Origin of the sequence: Streptomyces candidus (genome assembly GCF_014207445.1) — a bacterium.
In the GTDB taxonomy this organism is placed as follows: Bacteria; Actinomycetota; Actinomycetes; order Streptomycetales; family Streptomycetaceae; genus Streptomyces; species Streptomyces candidus.
Genome location: NZ_JACHEM010000005.1, coordinates 152,265 through 174,843, shown reverse-complemented (window position 1 = coordinate 174,843; position 22,579 = coordinate 152,265). Strand labels below are relative to the sequence as shown.

19 protein-coding genes and 1 pseudogene are annotated in these 22,579 nt (G+C 70.5%); 9 read left to right on the top strand and 11 right to left on the bottom strand.

From position 1 onward, the window contains the following. Positions 1-108: 108 nt before the first annotated feature. The 3 genes from HNQ79_RS11800 to HNQ79_RS11790 form a co-directional block, all read right to left on the bottom strand. Entirely contained in the window at positions 109-360 is a 252-nt protein-coding gene (locus HNQ79_RS11800; protein ID WP_221507625.1) for a DUF5133 domain-containing protein, read from the bottom strand. A gap of 281 nt (positions 361-641) precedes the next feature. Further along, on the bottom strand, positions 642-1,241 hold the full coding sequence (locus HNQ79_RS11795) for a dihydrofolate reductase family protein (protein WP_185029797.1): 600 nt from the start codon (positions 1,239-1,241) through the stop codon (positions 642-644). Next, positions 1,238-2,110 carry a metalloregulator ArsR/SmtB family transcription factor gene (locus HNQ79_RS11790; RefSeq protein ID WP_185029796.1) on the bottom strand — a complete coding sequence of 291 codons (873 nt, stop codon included), beginning with the start codon at positions 2,108-2,110 and terminating at the stop codon, positions 1,238-1,240. Before HNQ79_RS11790 ends, HNQ79_RS11795 begins: the two co-directional genes overlap by 4 nt. A gap of 580 nt (positions 2,111-2,690) precedes the next feature. Between HNQ79_RS11790 and HNQ79_RS11785 the strand changes: the two genes are divergently transcribed. From HNQ79_RS11785 to HNQ79_RS11770, 4 genes are all read left to right on the top strand, one after another. Beyond that, positions 2,691-4,184: a xanthine dehydrogenase small subunit gene (locus HNQ79_RS11785; protein WP_185029794.1), complete on the top strand. Its 1,494-nt coding sequence runs from the start codon at positions 2,691-2,693 to the stop codon at positions 4,182-4,184. Beyond that, positions 4,181-6,565 (top strand): xanthine dehydrogenase molybdopterin binding subunit, encoded by a 2,385-nt coding sequence (xdhB, locus tag HNQ79_RS11780; protein WP_185029793.1) that lies wholly within the window; start codon positions 4,181-4,183, stop codon positions 6,563-6,565. The genes HNQ79_RS11785 and xdhB overlap by 4 nt, the downstream gene beginning before the upstream one ends. Before the next feature lies 1 nt (position 6,566). Further along, entirely contained in the window at positions 6,567-7,376 is an 810-nt protein-coding gene (gene xdhC, locus HNQ79_RS11775) for a xanthine dehydrogenase accessory protein XdhC (protein WP_185030286.1), read from the top strand. 330 nt (positions 7,377-7,706) lie between these two features. Further along, the gene (locus HNQ79_RS11770; protein ID WP_185029791.1) at positions 7,707-10,013 is read left to right on the top strand and encodes an MMPL family transporter; all 2,307 of its coding nucleotides are present in this window, start codon (positions 7,707-7,709) and stop codon (positions 10,011-10,013) included. Positions 10,014-10,127: 114 nt separating this feature from the next. On the opposite strand, the gene HNQ79_RS11765 is transcribed toward HNQ79_RS11770, so the two are convergent. Then, positions 10,128-12,059: a bifunctional metallophosphatase/5'-nucleotidase gene (locus HNQ79_RS11765; protein ID WP_185029789.1), complete on the bottom strand. Its 1,932-nt coding sequence runs from the start codon at positions 12,057-12,059 to the stop codon at positions 10,128-10,130. A 159-nt stretch (positions 12,060-12,218) separates the two neighbouring features. Beyond that, on the bottom strand, positions 12,219-13,409 hold the full coding sequence (locus HNQ79_RS11760; RefSeq protein ID WP_221507624.1) for an acyl-CoA dehydrogenase family protein: 1,191 nt from the start codon (positions 13,407-13,409) through the stop codon (positions 12,219-12,221). A gap of 338 nt (positions 13,410-13,747) precedes the next feature. Between HNQ79_RS11760 and HNQ79_RS11755 the strand changes: the two genes are divergently transcribed. The 3 genes from HNQ79_RS11755 (at position 13,748) to HNQ79_RS11745 (ending at position 15,490) form a co-directional block, all read left to right on the top strand. Continuing rightward, on the top strand, positions 13,748-14,119 hold the full coding sequence (locus tag HNQ79_RS11755) for a hypothetical protein (protein ID WP_185029787.1): 372 nt from the start codon (positions 13,748-13,750) through the stop codon (positions 14,117-14,119). A 287-nt stretch (positions 14,120-14,406) separates the two neighbouring features. Continuing rightward, entirely contained in the window at positions 14,407-14,847 is a 441-nt protein-coding gene (locus HNQ79_RS11750; protein ID WP_185029786.1) for a hypothetical protein, read from the top strand. Between the two features lie 163 nt (positions 14,848-15,010). After that, a complete protein-coding gene (locus tag HNQ79_RS11745; RefSeq protein WP_185029785.1) occupies positions 15,011-15,490 on the top strand; it encodes an HIT family protein in 480 nt (159 codons plus the stop codon). A gap of 41 nt (positions 15,491-15,531) precedes the next feature. On the opposite strand, the gene HNQ79_RS11740 is transcribed toward HNQ79_RS11745, so the two are convergent. Continuing rightward, positions 15,532-16,194 (bottom strand): lysophospholipid acyltransferase family protein, encoded by a 663-nt coding sequence (locus tag HNQ79_RS11740; RefSeq protein WP_185029783.1) that lies wholly within the window; start codon positions 16,192-16,194, stop codon positions 15,532-15,534. A 122-nt stretch (positions 16,195-16,316) separates the two neighbouring features. On the opposite strand from HNQ79_RS11740, the gene HNQ79_RS34950 reads away from it, so the two are divergent. Then, on the top strand, positions 16,317-16,664 hold the full coding sequence (locus tag HNQ79_RS34950; protein WP_444545295.1) for a methyltransferase: 348 nt from the start codon (positions 16,317-16,319) through the stop codon (positions 16,662-16,664). Between the two features lie 20 nt (positions 16,665-16,684). Then, positions 16,685-16,840, top strand: a complete 156-nt coding sequence (locus HNQ79_RS34945; RefSeq protein ID WP_444545294.1) for a hypothetical protein — start codon at positions 16,685-16,687, stop codon at positions 16,838-16,840. A 167-nt stretch (positions 16,841-17,007) separates the two neighbouring features. Here HNQ79_RS34945 and HNQ79_RS11730 read toward each other — a convergent pair whose 3' ends face one another. From HNQ79_RS11730 to HNQ79_RS11710, 5 genes and pseudogenes are all read right to left on the bottom strand, one after another. Continuing rightward, entirely contained in the window at positions 17,008-17,778 is a 771-nt protein-coding gene (locus HNQ79_RS11730) for a hypothetical protein (protein WP_185029781.1), read from the bottom strand. Continuing rightward, complete coding sequence (locus HNQ79_RS11725; RefSeq protein ID WP_185030281.1) at positions 17,750-18,991, bottom strand: hypothetical protein; 1,242 nt, start codon at positions 18,989-18,991, stop codon at positions 17,750-17,752. The genes HNQ79_RS11730 and HNQ79_RS11725 overlap by 29 nt, the downstream gene beginning before the upstream one ends. A gap of 222 nt (positions 18,992-19,213) precedes the next feature. Continuing rightward, positions 19,214-19,885: pseudogene (locus tag HNQ79_RS11720) on the bottom strand (haloacid dehalogenase type II); the annotation flags it as partial. 591 nt (positions 19,886-20,476) lie between these two features. Further along, the gene (locus HNQ79_RS11715) at positions 20,477-21,718 is read right to left on the bottom strand and encodes a glycosyltransferase (RefSeq protein WP_185029779.1); all 1,242 of its coding nucleotides are present in this window, start codon (positions 21,716-21,718) and stop codon (positions 20,477-20,479) included. A gap of 518 nt (positions 21,719-22,236) precedes the next feature. Continuing rightward, positions 22,237-22,398 carry a carbohydrate-binding protein gene (locus HNQ79_RS11710; RefSeq protein WP_185029777.1) on the bottom strand — a complete coding sequence of 54 codons (162 nt, stop codon included), beginning with the start codon at positions 22,396-22,398 and terminating at the stop codon, positions 22,237-22,239. Positions 22,399-22,579 lie beyond the last annotated feature (181 nt).

Below are 22,579 nucleotides of genomic sequence, written 5' to 3'. Positions count from 1 at the left end.
GGCCCGCCCTCCGAGCGGTACGTGAGCGCTCGCTGCGACGCGCCTCGGTGGCCGGAGCGGCCGGTCGCCCCTGCACGGGCAGGCGGCCCCGGGCCCCGGCTCCCGGATTCACGCCGCCATCGGGAGGTCTTCACGAGACCGCTCCGCTGCGACCGGGGCAGCCGGAAGCTCGGCGCGGGCGAGCAACTGGTCGGCCACCGCGAGCGCCTCCCGGACCTCCCTGGTGCCCGTCAGCACGCACAGGGTGTAGGCGATGTCGCGGAGCTCTTCCTCCGTGCCGGGCCGAACGTGCTGGGTATGTGCGATGCGCGCCTCGGCGAACCGGGCGAGAAGGGTGCGGAGGGTCTTTGCGTCGGGCATCAGCACGTTCGATTCCTTGTCGTGAGAGGGAGGATCGGAGTCCTTCAACGCTGACCGATTGCCCCGCAATACGGATCACAACCCCGACTAAACGACCTTTGTCATGAGATCACATGAAGAAGGGATATGAGGGAGTTTGACCGTTCCGGCGGCTTTGCGCCGAGCGACTGGCGCCGCCAACAAGCCCCTCCCCCACCTCGCCGCCCACATCCTCCCCACGACGAGCGCACCTGGCCCCTGCTCGCCGTGGCGAGCGGGGCCGACTCGCCCACCGAACGCGCTCAGCGGGCCCGGTCGTAGACCATGGCCATCTCGCCCAGTTCGCCGGTCTCCTGGTGGGCGAGCTGCCACTTCGAGCCGGGCAGGCCGTCGTCGAACAGCCGCCGCCCGCCGCCGGCGATCTCGGGGAAGATCATCAAGTACAGCCGGTCGAGCAGGTCTGCGGCAAGGAGCGGCTTGATGACGCTCGGGCTGCTGTTGACGAGGATGTCACCCGCGCCGGTCGCCCTAAGTTCGGCGACGACATCGGCGGCCGGGGCGTTCACCACGCGGGTGCGTTCCCACGGCGCTTCGGTGAGGGTGGTCGAGAGGACCACCTTCTCCGTGTCGACCAGCCACTTCGCGTAACCGCGGTCGCGCGGGTCGGCGTTCTCGTCCTCGGCGACCTTCGGCCAGTAGCCCAGGAATCCCTCGGCATTGATCCGGCCGAGCAGCGCTGTGGTCGCGCCGTCCCAGATGCGGCTGAGCTGGTCCCGCGCGACCTCGGAGGTCACGTACGGCGCGAACATGCTGAAATCGCCGGGTCCGCCGGGGCCGTGGTAACGCCCGTCGAGGGTGAGGCCCAGGTTGGCGGTCACCCTGCGTCCGGTCGAGTCTTTCATGTCGCCCTCCTTGTGTCGGTGCTGTCAGTGCCGTCAGTGCCATCGGCGGCGTGCGGTTCTGCGGCGAGGGCCGCCACGAGCTTGTCGAGGCACTGGCCGAAGCCGAGCTCGATGCCTGCGACGAAGTCGGCGGAGTCGAGGGCGCTGTCGGTGATCCGCCAGTGGACGTCGAGGTCCGTTGCCGTGCCGGTGGGCGTCAGGTCGAGGGCGACGTGGGCGGTGAAGGCCAGGGTGCCGTCGGGAAGCCCCGGGGAGAGCCGGTAGGCAAGGTGCTCACCGGGGCGTACGTCGGCGACGACTCCTTCCGCGCGCCCGGCGACCGGGTCGGAGCCGTCGGTGTCCTCGGCGTCGCGGTACTCGTGGACGATGCGCCCGCCTTCTCGCGCCTCGAAGACGAGTTCGGAGACGTGGAGGTCGTCGGGTGTCCACCATCGGGCGAGCAGACCGGCCTCGGTCAGGTGGCGCCAGACCTGCCCGGGGCGCGCCGTCAGCGAGCGGTGGAAGCTGAACGAGCGGCCGTCGGCCCACCCCGGTTCCTGTGCCGCGAGCCGTTCCGCGCGGAGGTCGGCCCCGTAGCGGTCGTAGGTCTCGTACGGGCGACCAGGCTGGTCCGCGGTGTCGGCGAGGCGACCGAGGGCAGCCGCCAGGTCCCGCAGGGGGCCCGGCCGGAGCGCGTAGACGCGGCGCTGCCCGGCACGCCGAGCGGTGACGATCCCCGCGCGCTCAAGGGTTTGCAGGTGCTTGGTCGTCTGCGGCTGCCGCGCTCCGGCGAGCTGGGCGAGGACACCGACCGGGCGCGGTCGTTCGGCCAGCAGTTGCACAAGCTGCCAGCGGGACGGGTCGGCCAGAGCGGTGAGGAGGGCGTCCATGGTGCGAGTATTCGTTGAGAAGAATATTCGCGTCAAGGAATAATCTGACGAAGATCCGAGTCGGATCGGCCGAACCGCAGCCCTCTCCGTACGGGCGGGCGGTGGGTCCCGGCCGCCGTGGGGTCGCTTCGGGGTTTTTGACTGCTCTTTCAGAACTCGTCCCGAATTGCTTTTGAGTTTTCGCACAAAGCTTGACCCCCGCACCTCCCGCGACGTAATTTCGAATGACAGAGCCCGCGCACCACAGAGCCACGCACCGAAGGGAGGCGACGTCGGATGTCGATCATCTCCGACCTGCAACGCCTCGCCCGGCGTACGGCCTGGTCTCCGGGGCGTGTCGCGCACGGCTGCTGACGCAGCCCCTCTCCCGGTGTGCCCCGTTCGGCAGGGCCCCGGCACGTTGTGAACTCTCTCCGCCCCGGCACCGCATGCGCGCGTCGTAGCGTACCGATCCGCGCATCCTGCCCATGGGGCGCGCCGTCGAAGGCTACGCGTCGCACGCCGCACCACCGAAAGAGGAAACTCCCGAAATGGCCATTACGGCACCTTGGCTGACTGCGCCCAAAAATGAGGTTTTGTCATGGTAAGCGCGCGAATCACGGTCAATGGGAAAGAAACCCCCCTTGCACCGGATGCACCCCACACCACAGTGCTCGACTTCCTGCGTGAGCGCGGCCTGACCGGCACGAAGGAGGGCTGTGCCGAGGGTGAGTGCGGCGCCTGTTCGGTGCTGGTGGCCCGGCCGGGTGTCAACAAGCCCACCGACTGGGTGGCGGTGAACGCCTGCCTGCTCCCGGCCGCGGCACTCGACGGCCAGGAGGTCATCACCTCCGAGGGCCTCGCCACCCCCGGTGCCGACGGCACGCCCGCCACCCTGCACCCGGTGCAGGAGGAGATGGCGGTCCGCGGCGGTTCGCAGTGCGGTTACTGCACCCCCGGGTTCATCTGCAGCATGGCCTCGGAGTACTACCGGCCCGACCGCTGCGCGCACGAGGAGTCGCCCGACACCGCCGACGCCGCGGGCACCGTCGCCGACAAGGGCGACCCCGAGCACGGCCCCAACGGCTTCGACCTGCACTCGCTGAGCGGCAACCTGTGCCGCTGCACGGGCTACCGCCCCATCCGCGACGCCGCGTACGCGGTCGGCCTGCCCACCGGTGACGACCCGCTGGCACAGCGCCGCGACCAGTCCCCGCCGGAGCCGGTGGCCACCTCGTACACACAGGGCGACAGCACGTTCCTGCGCCCGGCGAGTCTCGACGAGGCGGTCCAGCTGCTGCGCGACCGTCCCGAAGCGGTCCTGGTCGCCGGAAGCACCGACTACGGCGTCGAGGTCAACATCCGCTCCCGCCGCGACAATTGCATCGTCGCCATCGACCGGCTGCCCGAACTGCGGGAGCTGCGCGTCGAGTCCGAGTACATCGAGATCGGCGCGGCGGTCACGCTCACCGAGATCGAACGCCGTCTCGACGGCACCGTGCCGCTGCTGGCGGAGCTGTTCCCGCAGTTCGCGTCCCGGCTCATCCGCAACAGCGCCACCCTCGGCGGCAACCTCGGCACCGGCTCCCCCATCGGCGACAGCCCGCCGGTGCTGCTCGCGCTGGACGCCTCGCTGGTGCTCGCCAGTGCGGACGGCGAGCGCGTGGTCCCGCTGGCCGACTACTTCACCGGGTACCGGCAGAGCGTGCGCCGCCCCGACGAGCTGATCCGCGCGGTGCGCATCCCGACGCCCCTGTCGCAGGTCACGGCCTTCCACAAGATCGCCAAGCGGCGTTTCGACGACATCTCCAGTGTCGCGGTCGCCTTCGCGGTCGACATCGAGGGCGGAATCGTACGCAAGGCGCGCATCGGTCTGGGCGGCGTGGCCGCCACCCCGATCCGCTCCCTGGCCACCGAGGCGGCCCTGGAGGGCAGCCCGTGGACGAAGGAGACCGTCGAGGCCGCGGCCCGGGTGCTGCGGGGCGAGGGAACGCCGATGAGCGACCACCGTGCCAGTTCCCTCTACCGTTCCGCGATGCTCGGCCAGAGCCTGCACAAGCTGTACGCGCACACCACCGAGGCGGTTTCGTCATGAGTCAGCTGTCCGAACGCCCCGAGAAGCCGGTCGTCGGCGTCTCCATGCCGCACGAGAGCGCCTTCCAGCACGTCACGGGTGCCGCGCTCTACACCGACGACCTGGTGCACCGCACCAGGGACGTCCTGCACGCCTACCCGGTCCAGGTGATGAAGGCCCACGGCCGCATCACCGCCCTGCGCACGGAGCCCGCGCTGGCCGTGCCCGGCGTGGTCCGGGTACTGACCGGCGCCGACGTGCCCGGCGTCAACGACGCGGGCATGAAGCACGACGAGCCGCTCTTCCCCGAAGAGGTCATGTTCTACGGCCACGCCGTCGCCTGGGTGCTGGGAGAGACCCTGGAGGCGGCCCGCATCGGCGCGGCGGCGGTCGAGGTGGAGCTCGACGAGAAGCCGGCGATCGTCACCGTGCGGGAGGCCATCGAGGCCGAGAGCTTCCACGGCGCCCGCCCGCACATGGAGACCGGTGACGTCGACGCCGGCTTCGCCGACTCCGCGCACGTGTTCACCGGCGAGTTCACCTTCGCCGGACAGGAGCACTTCTACCTGGAGACGCACGCCGCGCTGGCCCTGATCGACGAGAGCGGTCAGCTGTTCATCCAGAGCAGCACCCAGCACCCGTCGGAGACCCAGGAGATCGTCTCGCACGTGCTGGGCATCCCGGCGCACGAGGTGACCGTGCAGTGCCTGCGGATGGGCGGCGGCTTCGGCGGCAAGGAGATGCAGCCGCACGGTTTCGCGGCCGTCGCCGCGCTCGGCGCCAAGCTCACGGGCCGTCCGGTACGGTTCCGGCTCAACCGGACCCAGGACCTCACCATGTCCGGCAAGCGGCACGGTTTCCACGCCTCGTGGAAGATCGGCTTCGACGCCGAGGGCCGCATCCAGGCACTCGACGCCACCCTGACCGCGGACGGCGGCTGGAGCCTGGACCTGTCCGAGCCGGTGCTCGCCCGCGCGCTGTGCCACATCGACAACACGTACTGGATCCCCAACGCCCGGGTCGCCGGGCGCATCGCCAAGACCAACACGGTCTCCAACACGGCCTTCCGCGGCTTCGGCGGCCCCCAGGGCATGCTCGTGATCGAGGACATCCTCGGCCGCGTCGCCCCGCTGCTGGGCCTGGACCCCGTCGAGCTGCGGGAGCGCAACTTCTACCAGCCGGGCCAGGGCCAGACGACGCCGTACGGGCAACCGGTCACCCAGGCCGACCGGATCTCCGCCGTCTGGGAGCAGGTGAAGGAGAACGCCTCCCTCGCCGACCGCAAGCGCGAGATCGCCGCGTTCAACGCCGCGCACCCGCACACCAAGCGGGCGCTCGCGCTGACCGGCGTCAAGTTCGGCATCTCGTTCAACCTCACCGCCTTCAACCAGGGCGGCGCGCTGGTGCTGATCTACAAGGACGGCTCCGTCCTGATCAACCACGGCGGCACCGAGATGGGCCAGGGCCTGCACACCAAGATGATGCAGGTGGCCGCGACGACGCTGGGCATCCCGCTGCACAAGGTGCGCCTCGCGCCGACCCGTACGGACAAGGTGCCCAACACCTCCGCGACCGCCGCCAGCGCGGGTGCGGACCTCAACGGCGGGGCAATCAAGAACGCCTGCGAGCAGCTACGCGAGCGGCTCCACCAGGTGGCCGGTACCCAGCTCGGCGGCAATGCCTCGGACGTACGCATCGTCGAGGGCGTCGCCCGGGTCCTGGGCAGCGACAAGGAACTGGCCTGGGACGACCTGGTGCGCACCGCGTACTTCCAGCGCGTCCAGCTCTCGGCGGCCGGCTTCTACCGCACCGAGGGGCTGCACTGGGACGCGAAGGCTTTCCGCGGTACGCCGTTCAAGTACTTCTCCAACGGGGCCGCCGCGACCGAGGTCGAGGTGGACGGCTTCACCGGCGCGTACAGGATCCGGCGCGTGGACATCGTGCACGACGTCGGCGACAGCCTCTCCCCGATGATCGACATCGGCCAGGTCGAAGGCGGGTTCGTGCAGGGCGCGGGCTGGCTGACGCTGGAGGACCTGCGCTGGGACACCGGTGACGGCCCGCACCGGGGCCGGCTCCAGACGCAGGCGGCGAGCACGTACAAGCTGCCGAGCTTCTCGGAGATGCCGGAGGAGTTCAACGTCGCACTGATGGAGAACGCCACCGAGGAGGGCGCGGTGTACGGCTCCAAGGCGGTCGGCGAGCCTCCGCTCATGCTGGCGTTCTCGGTGCGCGAGGCGCTGCGGCAGGCCGCCGCCGCGTTCGGTCCTTCCGGGGCCAGTGTGGAACTCGCGTCCCCGGCGACTCCCGAAGCGGTGTACTGGGCCATCGAGTCGGTCCGCGAGGGCGACGAGAAGCGCACCGGTATCACCCCTGACACCCACGCGCTCAGCAATGCCTGACATGACCTGGGTGGCCGCGGTCGCGCGGTTGCGGACCCGCCGGGAGACCGGCGTGCTCGTGACCGTCGCGACCGTGCGCGGCCACGCGCCCCGCAAGGCCGGTGCGAAGCTCGTCGTGGGCCCGGCCGGGACGTGGGGTTCCATCGGCGGCGGCAACATCGAGGCCGTCGCGATCGACCGCGCCCGCGAACTGATCGACGCGCCGCGCCCGGAGGCGGAACTGATGGAGTTCGCCCTCAACGACAAGGTGTCCGGTCCGCACGGCGTCCAGTGCTGCGGCGGGGCCGTCACCGTACTGCTCGAACCGCTCCCGGTGGTCCCCGCGGTGGCGGTGTTCGGTGTCGGGCACGTCGGACTGGAGCTCGCGCGCATCCTGGCCCGTCACGACCTCGATCTCCATCTGGTCGACACCCGGGCCGACATGCTGGCCGACGACCGGCTCGACGTCCTCACGGACGCCGTCGCGCAGGTTCACGTGCACCACGTACCGCTGCTGCCGGAGGAGGTGCTGGCGGAGCTGGCGCCGGGCACCCACGTGCTGATCATGACCCATGACCACGCGGAGGACGCGGCACTGTGCGATGCCGCCCTGCGCACCCCCGGCCTGGGCTCGATCGGACTGATCGGCTCCGCCGCCAAGTGGGCCCGGTTCCGCAAGCGCCTCGCCACCGAGGGCGGCCACGACGACGGCACCATCGACCGGATCAAGACTCCGATCGGACTGCCCACGATCAGCGGCAAGGAGCCCGCCACGATCGCGGTGAGCGTCGCCGCCGACCTGCTCCGGGCCTTCGAGGACGACCGGGGCTGAGCCTTCGAGGAGAACCGCGGCCCGACGGCGCCCCGGTACGGCGCGCCGTCGGTGCGCTCCGTCGGATGCACACCCCGGATGCGCACTGCCGGGGCGCCCGTCGGCATGGCGGCGACGGGCGCGGCGGGTGCCAGAGCTCCCCGGCTCCTCATCCGAGCACTGTGAGTAAGGCCATGAAACGGATGTTTGACGCACTTTCGGTGCAAGAGTGGCTTCATTGCCAGCTCGCCTGTCACGCAGGGCACTCGGATCACGTCGAGCGGTCGTCTCTCTGACGCGGTCCGGTCGTCACCGCCGGTGCGGGGCACGATCCACCCAGGAGCACGTTCGTTGACCGCCCTCGCCCGCTGGTGCGTCCGGCACCGGCTCGCCACCGTCGTCCTGTGGCTGTTCGTCCTCGGGGCCACGTCCGCCGCGGCCGTCTCCGCGGGTTCCGCCTACTCCAACGACTACGACGTGCCCGGCACCGAGTCCGGACACGCGAGCGCCCTCCTCGACGCCCACTTCGCGGACGGCGGCGGCGACGTCTCCACCGTCGTCTGGCACGCCGACGGCGGCGGTCGCGCCGCGGCCGACGGCGCGGTGGCCGACCGCATGGCACAGGTGCTCGACCGCATCGCCGGGCTGCCGGGAGTCGGCGCCGTGACCGGGCCCTACCCGGCCGGGGGCGGCTCCGACACGGCGGCACACGCGCCCGTGCGGTACGGCCCCGGTCAGCTCAGCGGGGACGGGCGGACCGCCTACGCCACGGTCACCTTCGACGCCCAGGCCGACGACCTCCCCGTCGAGCAGGCGCAGGCCGTGGTGGACACGGCGCGGGCCGCCGCGGACGACGACGTGCAGGTGGCTCTCGGCGGGAGCGCCATCGCCCTCACCGAGGCCCCGGACGCCCACCTCGCCGAAGCCGTGGGGGTCGTCGTGGCCGCCGTCGTCCTCTTCCTGGCGTTCGGTTCCGTCGCCGCGAGCCTCCTGCCGATCGCCACCGCCCTGGTCGGGGTGGGTACCGCCTACGCCGGTACCACCCTGCTCGGCCACGCGATGACGGTCGCCGACTTCGCCCCCATGCTCGGAACCCTCATCGGGCTCGGCGTGGGCATCGACTACGCCCTGTTCCTGGTGACCCGGCACCGGCGGGGGCTGCGGCGCGGCCTGTCCGTCGAGCACGCGGCGACCGAGGCCGTCGCCACGACCGGACGCGCCGTCGTGTTCGCGGGCGTCACGGTCTGCATCGCTCTGCTGGGCATGCTAATTCTGCGTCTCGGGTTCCTGAACGGGGTGGCCGTCGCCGCGTCGCTCACGGTCGTCCTGACCGTCGTCGCCTCCGTCACCCTCCTGCCGGCGCTCCTGTCCTTCATCGGCATGCGCGCGCTGGGGCGCCGCGAACGGGCACGGCTGGCCGCACACGGCCCGCGCCCCGAGGTCACCGGCGGCCTCGCCACCCGGTGGTCGGCGTTCGTGGAGCGCCGTCCGAAGCTGCTGGGCGCGCTCGCGGCCGTGATCATGGTGGTCCTCGCGATCCCCACGTTCTCCCTCCGGCTCGGCACCTCCGACCAGGGCAACAACCCGGCCTCTTCCACCACCCGCCAGGCGTACACGATGCTCGCCGACGGCTTCGGCCCCGGCGCGAACGGCCCGCTGACGCTCGTCGCCGAGCAGGGCGGTGCCGACGGAGGCGGGGACGACGCGGCCCGCGAGGCCGTGGAACACCTCGCGGCGACGCTGCGCACCACCGAAGGCGTGTCCTCGGTCGGTCGCCCCGCGTTCGGCCACGACGGGGAGACGGCCGCGCTGACGGTGGTTCCCGACTCCGCACCCCAGGCGCGCGAGACGAGCGAACTCGTCGACCGGCTGCGCGCGGACGTGCTGCCCGGCGTGGAACGGGACACCGGTCTCGACGTCTCGGTGGGCGGCATCACGGCGAGCTACGACGACTTCGCCCAGGTGATCGTGGGGAAGCTCCCGCTGTTCGTCGGTGTGATCGTGGCCCTGGGCTGCGTCCTGCTGCTGCTGGCCTTCCGTTCCGTGGGCATCCCGGTGAAGGCGGCCGTCATGAACGTGGCGGCGGTGGCCGCCGCGTTCGGCGTGGTGGTCGCGATCTTGCAGTGGGGCTGGGGCAGCGAGCTGCTGGGACTGGGCAGCGCGGGGCCGATCGAACCCTTCCTGCCGGTGATCATGGTGTCCGTCCTCTTCGGCCTGTCCATGGACTACCAGGTCTTCCTGGTCAGCCGGATGTACGAGGAGTGGCTGGCCACGGGCGACAACCGCCGGGCCGTACGGGTCGGACTCGCGGAGACCGGCCGGGTGATCAACTCGGCGGCCGTCATCATGATCGCGGTCTTCCTGGCCTTCGTGCTGAGCGGCGACCGGGTGATCGCCATGTTCGGCATCGCGCTCGCGTCGGCGGTCGCGCTGGACGCCTTCGTGCTGCGCACCCTGCTCGTGCCGGCGCTCATGCACCTCCTGGGCGGGGCGAACTGGTGGCTCCCCGCCCGCCTGGACCGGCTGCTGCCCCGGATCAGCATCGAGCCCCCGGAGCACACGGACGCCGCGGCCGGCGTCCTGCCGTCGCCGCGCGGTGCCGGTCCAAAGGGGCCCCCGTTCACTGCCGCGGCGGACGACGACAGGACACGCGCCTGACGCCGGAGGGAACGCTCGGGCGCGCGCTGTGGCGTGGGGCACGGCTGACAAGCCCGTGTTCCGCTCGTCGTCCATGTCGGTCATCCTGCCGGGCGTGGCAGGTCACCGCAGGTGCTATCGGCGTGCGGAGCCCGTGCGCACGGTGATCCGGTCCCCTTCGCTGCGGCGCTTCTTCTCGTATGCCGTGACCCGCTTCAGCGGGGAGGGGTCCAGCATCGGCTGGGCGCGTACGTAGGCGATGAAGCTCTCGCAGTCGCGCTCGAAACGGTAGGGCAGGCGGTGGGTGGCGAGTGCGGGAAAGCCGTCGAGGCCGAGCACGGTGCGCGAGGTACAGGCGACCCGGTAGTCGGCGCCGGGCTGCAGCGGTGCACCGTCGATGAACACCTCCGCCGCGTCGACGCGGTCACCCACCGCGCCTGCCGAGTTGAAGGAGTAGCGGACGTTGTGCGAGACAGCCAGCGGGGCGAACCGTACCGCTCCCGAGGAGTCCTTGGTCCACTGCTGTTCGAGGGCGTCGTGGATCTGTTGGCCCGTCACCGTCACGCTGACGGTGGGACTGCTCCGGCCGATCGCCGCCCACGCCTTCCCGAAGGTCACCGTGTCCCCGCCGTCGGCCGACGGGACCAGATCGCCCCGCATGACGGGGCGCCCGTCCTGGGGCGCGAGCGGGACGAGGGCGAGCTGCGCGGGAACGAAGGGATGGATGTTCGAATCGTCGTACGCCGGGACCGGGCTGCTCGCCGCCCACAGTGTCCAGTCGGCGGCGAGGTCGCCCATGGTGCTCTGCCCCGCCGCGTTCCGCACGCGGGTGAAGGGACCGCTCTGTCTGCCGATCGGGCTCCTCGCGCGCTCCAGCGCCCGCTCGGCCCAGTAGTCGGCGATCGCCTTGAGCTTCGGGTGCGGAGTGACGTCCCGGGTGTTGGGGTGGCTGGTGGACACGGTCAGATCGCGGACGACCTTTCCGGTCAGCGGGTCCAGGTAGAGGTTGATCTCGTTGATGACCTGCCCGTGGTACCCGGCTTCGACGAAGGGGCGGGGCACTCCGCGCGGATCGGGCACCATCATGTTGAACCGGCTGTGCCAGTGCCCGCAGACAATGGCGTCGATGTCCGGCGACACCTTCAGCGCGAGGTCGTAGGCCGGTCCGGACGGATTGCTGCCGCTGTTGAAGTCGTCGCCGGCGGTCGCTCCGTCGTGGATGCACAGCACGATCGCGTTCACACCGCGCACCTTGAGCTCCCTCGCGCACCGGTCTGCGGTCGCGAGATCCCCGAGCGTCCGCAGGCCGGGGTGGAAGGAGCCGGGCATGTTCTCCATGCCGACGACCGTGAGGTGGATGAACCCGATCGGCAGCATGCGGTTGCCCAGGCCACCCTGCACGTACTCGACGTGATACGGCCGCAGCACCGTCTGTCCGCTGCCCGAACGCACCACGTTGCCGCTGTAGTACGGGAAATCCGCCCCCTGGAACGGCTCTCCGGTGGAGTCCCTGAACCCGGTGTCCTGCCCCACCACCGGGAACGGCTCACCCTCCATCATGTGGCGGGTCAGGAACGAGGGCGACTTGTCGAACTCGTGATTCCCGGCGGTGGCGAAGTCCAGCCCCAGCGCGTTGAGCGCCTCGATGGTCGGCTCGTCCGCGAACGCCGCCGCACCGAACTCCCACCCGGAGAAGAGGTCGCCCGGCGCGAAGAACAGCGAATTGCGCCGCCCCTTGCGCAACCGCTGCAGATGGGTGCCCATCGCGGCGACGCCCCCCACCGTGTAACTGACGCCGCCTGCGCCCTGGATGACCGCATCCCTGCCGACCGGACCCTGGAGGTACCCGTGCAGGTCGGTGATGTTCAGCAACTGGACATCGACGTACGCATCGTCGCGGACACCCTCACCCGCCCGGTCGGAAGCATAAGCGGGAGCACCCACCGCGGCGCTCACACCCACAGCACCCACCGCGGCGAGGAAGGCCCGCCGCCCCGGGTCCGGTCGGCGGGCACCCGGCGGCGGCGCAAGGAAGGCACTCGGAGGAGCGCTCGGGGTATTCGTCACGCATGGACAGTAAATCCACCAATAGGAATATTAAGGGATTTACGTAGACGACCTGGCATATGTGCCCGTTTGACGCAACGACAGAACGCAGGGCGACACTCCGGCACACGCCCAGCGGGCGGTACGGAGCAGGTGGCGAGTACGGGTGCGGACGCGGGCTCAGACGAACGCGCCGATGCCCGTGACCGCGCGGCCGGTGATCAAAGTGTTGATCTCCCTGGTGCCCTCGTACGAGTAGAGGGCCTCCGCGTCGGCGACGAAACGGCCGATGCCGTAGTCGAGCACGATGCCGTTGCCCGCCAGGAGTTCGCGCCCCCAGCCCACGACCTCCCGCATCCGGGTGGTGCAGTGCGCCTTCGCCATCGCGGAGTGCTCGTCGCGGAAGGTGCCGGCGTCCTCCAGCTGCGCGAGCCGCACGACCATCCCCAGACAGGAGGTGGCATCACTCAGCATCCGTACCAGGAGGTCCTGGACGAGCTGGAACCGGGCGACGGGCCCTCCGAACTGCTCGCGCTCGCGCGTGTAGTCCAGGGCGATCCGGTACGCCGCCAGCATCACTCCCACGGCTTCCCACGCCACACCGCTGCGGGTGTGCCGCAGGACGTCCGCGGTGTCCCGGAAGCCATGGGCCTCCTGGAGCCGGTTCTCCTCGGGCACCCGGCACTCCGTGAGGACGATGTCGGCGTTCTCGACGGTCCGCAGGGCGATCTTGTTCTCGATGAGGGTGGCCTTGAATCCCGGCGTCGACGCCTCGACGACGAAACCGCGCACGCCGCCGCCCTCCCCCTCCTCCCTGGCCCAGACGACCACGAGGTCGGCGAAGGTCGCGTTGCCGATCCACCGCTTCTCGCCGTTGAGGACCCAGGTGTCGCCCTCGCGCCGCGCGGTGGTCCGCAGCCCCAGCGCGACATCGGAACCACCCTGCGGCTCGGTCAGTGCGAACGCCCCGATCTGCTCCATCCGGCCCATGGCCGGCAGCCAGCGGCGGCGCTGTTCCGGCGAGCCGCACCGGGCGATGCTCCCCATGGCCAGCCCCGCGTGCACCCCGTAGAACGTGGCCACCGACGCGTCGACCCGCGCCATCTCCAGCGCGATGAACCCGCTGAGCAGGCTGCTCGCCGGAGCGCCCGCGCACTCCTCGTACCCCATGCCGGCGATGCCCAGCTCCCCGAAGCGCGGGACGAGATGGTGCGGGAACGCCGCCTTCCCCCACCAGGCGTCGGCGTGCGGGGCCACCTCCTCGCGCAGGAACTCGCGTACCCGGTGGAGCGTTGCCCGCTCCGCGTCGTCCAGCAGTTCCTCGAACCGGTACAGGTCCTCTACCAGCATGCCGTCAGCCGTGTCAGCCATCTGTCCGCCCTCGTGCCGCGCGAGTGGGTGAATGATCGTTTACTGCCGGTTCCCGTACCCCTTGAGGCAATGGCAGAACCCCTCCTGACCGGGCGGCGACGTCCGGCCGCCGCTGTCAGTACCGCCCGCAGCGTCGACGTAGGTAAGTCGCCGGCGTGCACGCACCCGGGAACCGCCGCCGTGCCGATGGGGGAGGCACGCGCGCATGTCCCGTACCGCCGGAAGCGGCTGCCGTACGACCCGGGTGGACGAATCGTTTCCCTGCCCGACCCGGCGAGGTACGGGACACGTTTCGCACAGCCCGCATCCCCGTACACGTCGAAGGCGTTGAGCCTGGCATGACGCACGAGGACGATGAAGCGCTGCAGGACGCGGTCGCCCGCTGTCAGGCGGTCGAGCGGGCACTGGAGGACGCGCAGCGGCGCTACCGGCGGGCCCAGGAGGCATCCGCGCTGGCCGAGGCCGAACGGGTGAGGACCGGCCGGGCGGCGGCCCGGGCGGAGTCCACCCTTGCCGCCCTGCTCGCACAGCAGGAGGCGACCGTCGCCACCCTCACGGCGGTTCTGGAACGGCAGGCCCCCCGAAGGCGCCTGGGCGCGCGGCCCTCCGCGACGGGCGGTCGGCAGGAAGGTCCCCTGGCCGGCCCGCCCGGGGACCCGTCGGACACTGATCCCCACGGCACGCCGCACCAGGTCTCGCCACCGCGGTAGCAGCGACCACCGGCGCGCAGAAACGTTCTGCCGTCCCGGCGCGCCCCGGATCCCCGAGCTCTCGGAGCGCCAGGGGTACGCCCGCCGGGCGAGGGCGTGGCGACGCAGGGCCGCCGGGGCGACAGCGCAGCCGGGGAGCACGCACCCCGGGCCGTGAGCGAAGCCGAGGGAGAGATGGGCGTCCCGACGCAGAGCTCGCCGTTCCGTTACGTGCTCCTGGCCGGACCTGGGGACTTCGCTGGGGGCCTGGTGCGTGGGGAGGCGGCCGGACAGGCTAGGTTGCTCGGGTGAGTCTCCTTGATGATGTGGCAGAGCGCGACGGTTGGCGCTGCTGGGTGTGTGACGAGCCGGTCGACCCCGACGAGTCGGTCAACGACCCGCGGGGCCCCAGCGTCGACAGCCGGACCGCCGACCGGAAGGCCAAGGTCGCCGAGCGGCTCGCGCACCGCGGGTGCAACACCCGCAAGGGCGCGGTCAAGGCGGTCATCGCCTGGCCCGAGCACCTGTACGTGGTCGAGCCCGCGCCGCTGATCGCCGTTGCCGCGAGGCTCGAGCGCAAGGGGGGCCGCGAAATGGTGGGCCGCTGTCCGACCGAGCGGGACGCCCAGGAGGCGGCGGACTGGCTGGTGGACCGGTTCTCCCGACTCGTACCGGGCCTGCCGGTGACCGCCCACGTCGAGACGGGCGGCGGCCAGTTCCTCGTCACCCTCGCCACCGGCCGCCGCTGACCCCGCATCACCGGCGCCCGGACGCGACTGAGTTGAGCGGTCGGCCCACATCGCCGCGCCCGGCGCGGTGCGTACGGGCGCCTGGCCTCCCGGCCTCGCGGGGTGTGGTTCCCGTGGGCGTACGGCAGTTGGTGGACCGACAGTGGCGTGTAGCGTCGCCGCCATGGGCAATGACTGGCGGGCGGATCGCATCGGAAGCGCGCTGCGCGGAGAGAACCCGTCCGTCCTCAGGCGTCTCGACGCGGGGTTCGCGGTGATCGGGGACGTGCAGTTCCTGCCCGGATACTCGGTGCTGCTGACGGACGACCCAGCGGTGGAGCGGCTGTCGGACCTTCCGCGGGCGCGGCGCTCGGCCTTCCTGTCCGACATGGATCGGCTCGGGGAAGCCGTGGAGCGTGCGTGCGGGCGCCTGGACCCGGCTTTCCGCCGGGTGAACCTGGAGATCCTCGGCAATACCGACGGCTTCCTGCACGCGCACGTGTGGCCGCGCTTCGACTGGGAGCCCGCTGACGTCGTACGCATGCCTGTCTGGCTGTATCCGCGCGAGAGCTGGAGCGACGACACGTACGCACTCGGTCCGCAGCACGACGAGTTGCGGGAGGCGATCCGCAGGGAGCTGGACCGGTTGTCGGACGTACGGTGACGGTGCGGTTCCTGAAGGCACCCGCGGGCGGACGTTGCCGACTACGCGGCCGACGCCGCCGGCTCACCGAGCCGGGCGGCGGCAGTGCGCCAGGCGGCCGTCACCGCCGCGTGGGCGTGTCCGGTGCGGATGACGCCGTCGGCCGTGGGCTCGATCGCCGGCCCTACGTGCACGTGCAGGTCCGGGCGACGCAACGGCGCCGTGAGCAGTCCCCCGATCTGTTTGGCCCTGCTTCCGGAGGTGACCCGGCGAGCACCGGCCTGGCCCACGGGCACGACTGGAGCACCCGTGCGCCGCACCAGCCGGGACAGTCCGGAACGGAAGGCCCCAGGGGCCGCCTCCGCGACGTCCGCCCTGACCGGGAGACCGCCCTCGGCGTAGATCAGGACCAGGCGTCCGCGCTCCAGCGCCTCCGCGGCCCCGTCCAGGGCGCTTGCCGCGCGTCGGTCACCGCGGTGGACGGGGATGTGTCCCTCGCGGGCGAGCATGCGACCGAGGACCGGCACGCGCCACAGCCCCGCGGTCGCCATGACGACCGGACGGACCCCGAGACGGTGCAGGGCGGCGAGCACGACGGCGGGGTCGGCGAGGGAGGTGTGGTTCGCGGTGAGGATGCTGCCGGGGGCCAGTTCGGCCCCGGGGTCGGCCGTGACCGTAAGGCGTCCCACGGCCGGCACCAGGACGTCGGCGAGGCGGCTGAGCATGTGTCGGTCCCCTGACTCGGATGATGTTGAACTGCATCATCCGACAGCGGAACGCCGCGGACCTGAGTAGCCGTACTCATCCTGCCCGGTAACTCGGCCTGCCCGGTACCTCAACTTGCCCGGTGCCGCGACCTGCCGGCCGTCTCGACGCCACCGTCTTCGGCACCGACTTCTTCAGCTACCTCGCCCAGCACCCCGAGCTGTCCGCGGATTTCCACGCGGCGATGAGCCAGGCCGTCTCGGGGGCCGCCACCGCGCTCCCGTATGCCTTCGACTTCGGCAGGTTCGGCACGGTCACGGACGTCGGCGGGGGCAGCGGGACCCTCCTTGCCGGTGTACTCGACGCGCATCCGGGCCTCACCGGTACGGTCCTCGACACGACGGAGGGCCTCGCGGAGGCGCCGAAGACTCTGGAACGGCACGGGCTGCACGGACGCTGCTCGCTGTCGTCGACACCGGCGCCGAGGTGACCGACGGCGGAATCACGTACTTGAGCGACCGCAACATGTTGGTGAACGTGGGCGGCAGGGAGCGCACCCGCAAGGACTTCGAGGACGTGTGCCACCGCGCGGGCCTGTCCGTCACTTCGGTCACCCCGCTCCAGGAGGCCGCACCGTTCTCCCTGATCGAAGCTGTGGCGAACTGACGGCACGGTGCGGGCCGCAGGTCCCCGTCACCGCCGTGAGCCCGACGGGCCGCGGGCTGAACCGGAGCCCGAGTCGGAGTCGGCCCGCAGCGGCGGTCACGGAGCAGCGTGCACGCAGGTGAACTTCGAACGCCGCTGCATGGTCCGTGTGTTCTCTCGTCCCCAGATCACACCGGTGGCATCAGGTCGCTCTCGCTGATGGTGTACGTCAGCGGAGGGTAGTTGAAGTCCGTTTCCGTGTTCTCGCGGCGCCGTAGCCGGTAGAACTCGTGCCTCCCCTCATCGTCTGCCGACATGAGGCGTGCGCCCTGCGGGAGGTACGCGTGACCGTCCCGAAACCGAAGAAGGGTCTTCGACGCGCGAAACGTAACGCCCAGCCACTGATTCTCCGTTGACCGAACGGCTGTGTCCAAGACGATTTTGTGCCTGAGCAGCCGGTTCAACTTCACCGAGAACGCGACCACACTGTGTTGAGCGAGGGGGATTTCGAACTTCTCACCACCGGGCCCCTTTGCTTCGAATATGATCTTTCTCTGTGGGCTCACTTCGGGACGCTCGTAGCACGAGAATACGGCAATATGGGAATCGTCGGCCAGATCGAGGGCCTGATCGGAATGGCCACCCATCGTTTTGTAGGCGTTCGTATAGTTCTCGACAAGAGCGTTGTTGAAGCCGATCGGGAGTTCCGCACTTTTGCGAATCCGCTGTGCCAGCCGTTCGTGAACCGTCTGGAAACGCTGCGCCGGTCCGCCGTACTGAGTGGTCGTGCGTACCAGCGGCACTACCCCCGCTTCGTCGACCCTCGTGAGTACGGCGGCTCGCCGCCCTTTTCCCACGTCTTCCCAATGCACCGACGCGGACAGCTCTGTGAAGAGATTCCTTTCGGAGGGCAAAATGAATTCGAGGATCTCATCCGCGAGCCTGGACTCGGGGTGCATCGTAGTCTCCCGTGTTCATACTGAAAATAAAGTCGGAACCGTACTCGACGAAGGACGAGTTCCTGTTCTCCTCGGCGTACAGTCGGCGCAGTTCGTCCATGCCTTCCGCGGTGGGGGGCTCCAGTTCCACCCACCCGTCGGACCCCTTGAGGAGCGTGCGTCCGTTCTTGTGCACGGCTTCGGTGCTCGAACAGCGCACCACGTACCCCAGACGGGTCGGGAGCACCTCGGCGTCCAGCGTCGCAGGCCGGATTTCGTGCGTATACAGGCGGTTGGTAGCCAGTGGCATGAAGAAGACGGAGCCGGGACAGAGGGTGAGGCTGAACTGCAACGGGAGCGCCGACCTGGCGGTCTCTTCGGTCTGTTCCTTGAGACGGAAGTGCAGTTTCGTCAGCCCGCTGACACCCCTCACTCCGTAGTCGAAACCATCTTTGGCCAACGGCTGCAGCTTGTCGAGCCGGTCATAGAAGGTGCAGAAGGCCATGATTCCGTTGCGGGGCATGTCCTTGGTCTTGTCGGCGTGGGCCGAGATCCTGGCCTTGGACTGCTTGCGCCCTTCCGTCGCACGGGTGTTGTGGTAGATCTGCGCGAGAACGTGATTGAGCGGTGCGTGGTTCCGGAAGAGGGTGGCGGCCTCGCGGTTCAGCGCCTCGACGATGCGGGTGTCGGTCGGGCCGAAGTTCTCGGTCGGTCCCGAGAGGTTTGTGGAGCAGCGGAGCAGGCGGAAATGCAATGCGTCGCCGTTTCGGGTGACGGGCGTCAGATAGATCCCGCTGCGACGGGCTGTTCCGGGCTTGGTGGACTCCGTCAGGGACTGGAACGTGTGCTCCGCCCGGATCCGTCCGAAATGATCGGCACCGGGTTCGAAGAAACGGCGGTAGTACACGCCGACACCGTGTACGCGAAGGGGAACCCGGCCGAGGCCGACGGAAGTCCACGGTTCGCCGCCGTCCTCGCGGTAACCGTGTGCGAGTTCCCGTACGACGAACACACGCTCAGCCACATCCAGTTGACGACGACTGATCCGGGATATGTCGCCGCACAGGTAGACGGTCCGCCGAGAGAGGTCGGGCGAACCGGACGCGAGAAACTCGGGCGTGATCGTGGCCCCGAAGAAGTTCCTGACCAAGTCATCGCCATGCACCGTCGAAGGGGCGACCAAGAGGTTGTTCGCCTCGTCGACGCAAGCTTCTGGAGACTCAGTTGGGTACATCAAGACGGCACCTGCCATTCGCAGATCCTGACGGACTGCTCAAACCGTGAACATGGCGACGGCCCGCACTCCTTCATGGGCCTGCGAAGCGCGAATGAAGGAGACGGACCTCTGTACCCCGATGCTCTCATGGGGTTCGACAGCGGACAACGGGCTTCCCATGAACCAGCTGCGATCGGGTTGTCCCGCACGGGGTGCGGCGACTTCTACGGGTCTTGTCGCTTGGTCGGCGAGGTCGGCGAGGTCCACGGCGTGCAGATCGAACCCGTCCGAAGAGGCGGGTGGGTCGCCGACAGGCCGGGCGACGTAGGCGGTGCGCATGCCGAGGCCCTGTGCGCCACGCAGGTCCCAGGCATGGGCGGCGACCATCAGCAGCCGCTCCGGTGGCAGCCCGGAGACGGTGACGGCCAGTTGGTAGACCCGCCGGGTCCGGCTTGCAGGTCCGGGCTTCCTCGGCGGACAGGGCCTGGTGCCAGCGCAGTCCGGCGTGGGCGTTGAGTCCCAGCAGCGCTGTGCGGCTCGCGTTGGAGAGGCCGATCAGCGGGAACCGTTCGGCGAGCCGGGCCAGCCCTGCCACGGTGTCGGGCCAAGGCGGGAGCCTGCGGCCCGAGAGTGCCAGCACTGCTACGGCAGCCGGGTCGTCGACTCCAGCGGCCCGGCGACGAGCCGGGCGGCCTCCAGGTCGAGGCTGTCACCGGCAAGGTAGCGGACGCCGGCGAGGATGCGGCGCTGCTCGCGGTCGATGTGCTGCTGCCACAGAGACAGGAGCTGCTCGACCTGGGGAGCGTCGAGAGCGGGGGCGAGTTCTCGAATGCCGGCGCGGATACCGGCAGGTTCGTCGACGAGTGTGCCGAGGACGTCGAAGACGACGGCACCGATCGCTGGCTCTGACATGAGAGAGGTCTCCCGGACGAAGCAGCGGCGTGCGGCCGGCTGTTGGGCGAACGCGGCAGGTGGCCGCTCGTATTCCCCCGGCCGGCGCCGGCTGCGTCGGCAGCGCAGCGAACGCATACACCGCCACGCTCGCCGAGCCGCAACGCGCGACCGGCGTACCGCCTTGGAGCACTCCCAGCGGGCGACCCGGCGGCTCGGTCACGCAGAGTGGCCGTCCACCTCCCGTCCGGCGGCCCCCAGCACGTGGGTTGCGGTGGAGGCAGCCGCGTGATCTTCCCCGCCGGGGCATGTCCGCTGCGCGAGGACGTTCCACCGCGGCGTTCGGGCACTACGCGAGCCAGGCAGCGAAAGCGATCGAGAGCATGCAGGCTGCTCCTGCAGCTTCAGGCGCCTTGCTCCACGACGTCATCCATCGGCCGTCACCGCCGTGCTCGATTCCTGAGCCCTCTGCCACGGACACCGCACCTGCGGAGTGGCCTGCCGTCCCCCACGACCTTGGCCGTCAAGAAGGCAGCGGCGAGCGGTCAGCAGGCCTGGCCCGCTCCTCGGCCCGGATGTACGAACGGCGGAACGGGGCTCCTTCGCGCACGGTCACGCAAGCCGCTCGACGGTCTCAAGGACCTGGCGCGTACCGTCCTCTCCGGCAAGAGCCGCGGCGAGCTCGCCGGCGCGGGCGCGCAGGGCGGGGTTGTGGACGGCTTCGGTGAGCGCCGCGGAAAGGCTCTCCGCGGTGAGTCGCTGAAAGCGCAGCCGGGGTGGCGCGACGCCCAGCGCGTGGAGGCGGGCGGCCCAGAAGTGCTGGTCCAGCTGCACCGGGACGGGGACGGCAGGAACCCCCGCTCGTAGCCCGGCCGCGGTAGTGCCCGCGCCTGCGTGGTGGACGACCGCCGCGGTCCTGGGAAAGAGCCAGGCGTGGGGCACTTCCCGCACCGTGATCAGGTCGTCGTTCTCCATGTGCAGGCCGCTCCAGCCCGCCTGGATGATTCCGCGCACCTTCGCGCGGCGCATGGCATCGGCGAGCAGAGCGCTCAGTGCTGGGGCCTCGGCGGTCACGCAGCTGCCGAACCCGGCGAAGACCGGCGGCGGTCCCGCACCGAGGAAGTCCAGCAGTCGGGGCTCCGGTTCCCATTCCGGGTCGGGCTGGGGCCACCAGTAGCCGCAGACCTTGTGCGCCGACGGCCAGTCCGCCGGGCGGGGCACGACCCGGGGGCTGAACCCGTGCAGGACCGTACGCCCGCGTGGCAATCCCAGCAGCCCGCCGAACCACTGTCGTGGCAGGCCGAGTTCGCGGCGCAGCGCTCTGGCGGCCGGGGCGAGGATGCGGTCGGTACCGGCCTGCAGGGCGTACGCGGCCAGGCGGTTGCCGTGCGGTCCGAACGAGCGGGCGCCGGTGACAAGCGGCGGAAAGGCGGCGGTGGGCCGGACCGGCTGGAGGTAGACCCCGATGCTCGGCAGCCGAAACGCCTCGCCGAGCACCGCACACAGGGGGTCGGTGACCGTGGAACTCAGCACGACATCGGCGCCCTGCCGTACGGCAGCTGCCACGCCGACGGCCAGCGGCGGCATGAAGTCCCGCGCCATACGTGCCACTCGTGCCATGGCCACGGGCGGACTGACCGCTCTGGCCAGCCCTTGACCGGCCTGCGAGGCCAGCTCCTGGCGCGGATCGACGGGCAGCGCCCGGTACCCGAGGCCATGGGCGGTCACCGCCCGCCCGAAACGCTCGTGGGTCGCCACGGTCACGTCGTGTCCCGCGCCGCGCAGCCGCACGCCCAACCCGGTGTACGGGGCCACATCACCCCAGCTCCCCGCCGTCACGATCAGTACGCGCACCGGTACAGCATGTCAGAACCGGAAAGCAGGGGGCGTCCCCGAGCACGTGCGATTCGGATCTGGCACACCCTGGCACACCCTGCCCCTACCGGCTCCGCGCAGCGACACCGCGCGGCGACGAGGCCGGGCCCAATCGCCGGGTCCCACCCATGGGGCGTACCTGGAGGGCGGCTGCCCGGAGCCCTGCGGCGATCATCTGCCCCCGAGGGCGCCACGGCGAGACGGCGCCCCTCGGGTGCACCGTGCGGAGCCCCGCGGCGGGGGCGTTTTCGGCGCATCCGGGCAGGGGGCCGACGTCTTCGGCCCACCCGCCAACGGGACGGTCGGCACTGGGTGGGCTCCGGCGGCACCGCATCGCTGCGAAGGTGCTGCGTCCACACCGCAGTGGCCACGGTGGGGTCCGGGGCCGCTTCCGCATGGAGGGCGTGGGAGGAAGTGGAGCTGCCCTGCCACCAGGCGTGGCCGACCCGATCCCCCTCTGCGCGCGCCGGGACCGGTGACCCGGACAAGCCGAACTCTCAGGTTTCGTAGCGCTTCCAGAACTTCACGGCACCCTTGGGGTTGTTCGCCGAGTTGGACTTGTGCGCCACCAGGCAGAGGTAGTGCTTGCCGTTGAGGGACGTGCGGTCGTTCACCGCGTACTGCTGGTTGACCTTCCACGCCGAATAGCCTGCGGCCATGTGAGGCTCCCTTCCCGTGGTCGGCACGCTGCCGACGTGGGAAATCATCCCACGGACGCGTGGCGCGCGAACCCGACGACCGGTCCGTGGGGTGGACGATGATGCCCGGGTGAGCATCATCGATGGGAATAGGCTGACCGGTAGCAGATTCGAGGACCTCATCGAAGCCGGTGCGCCTCGC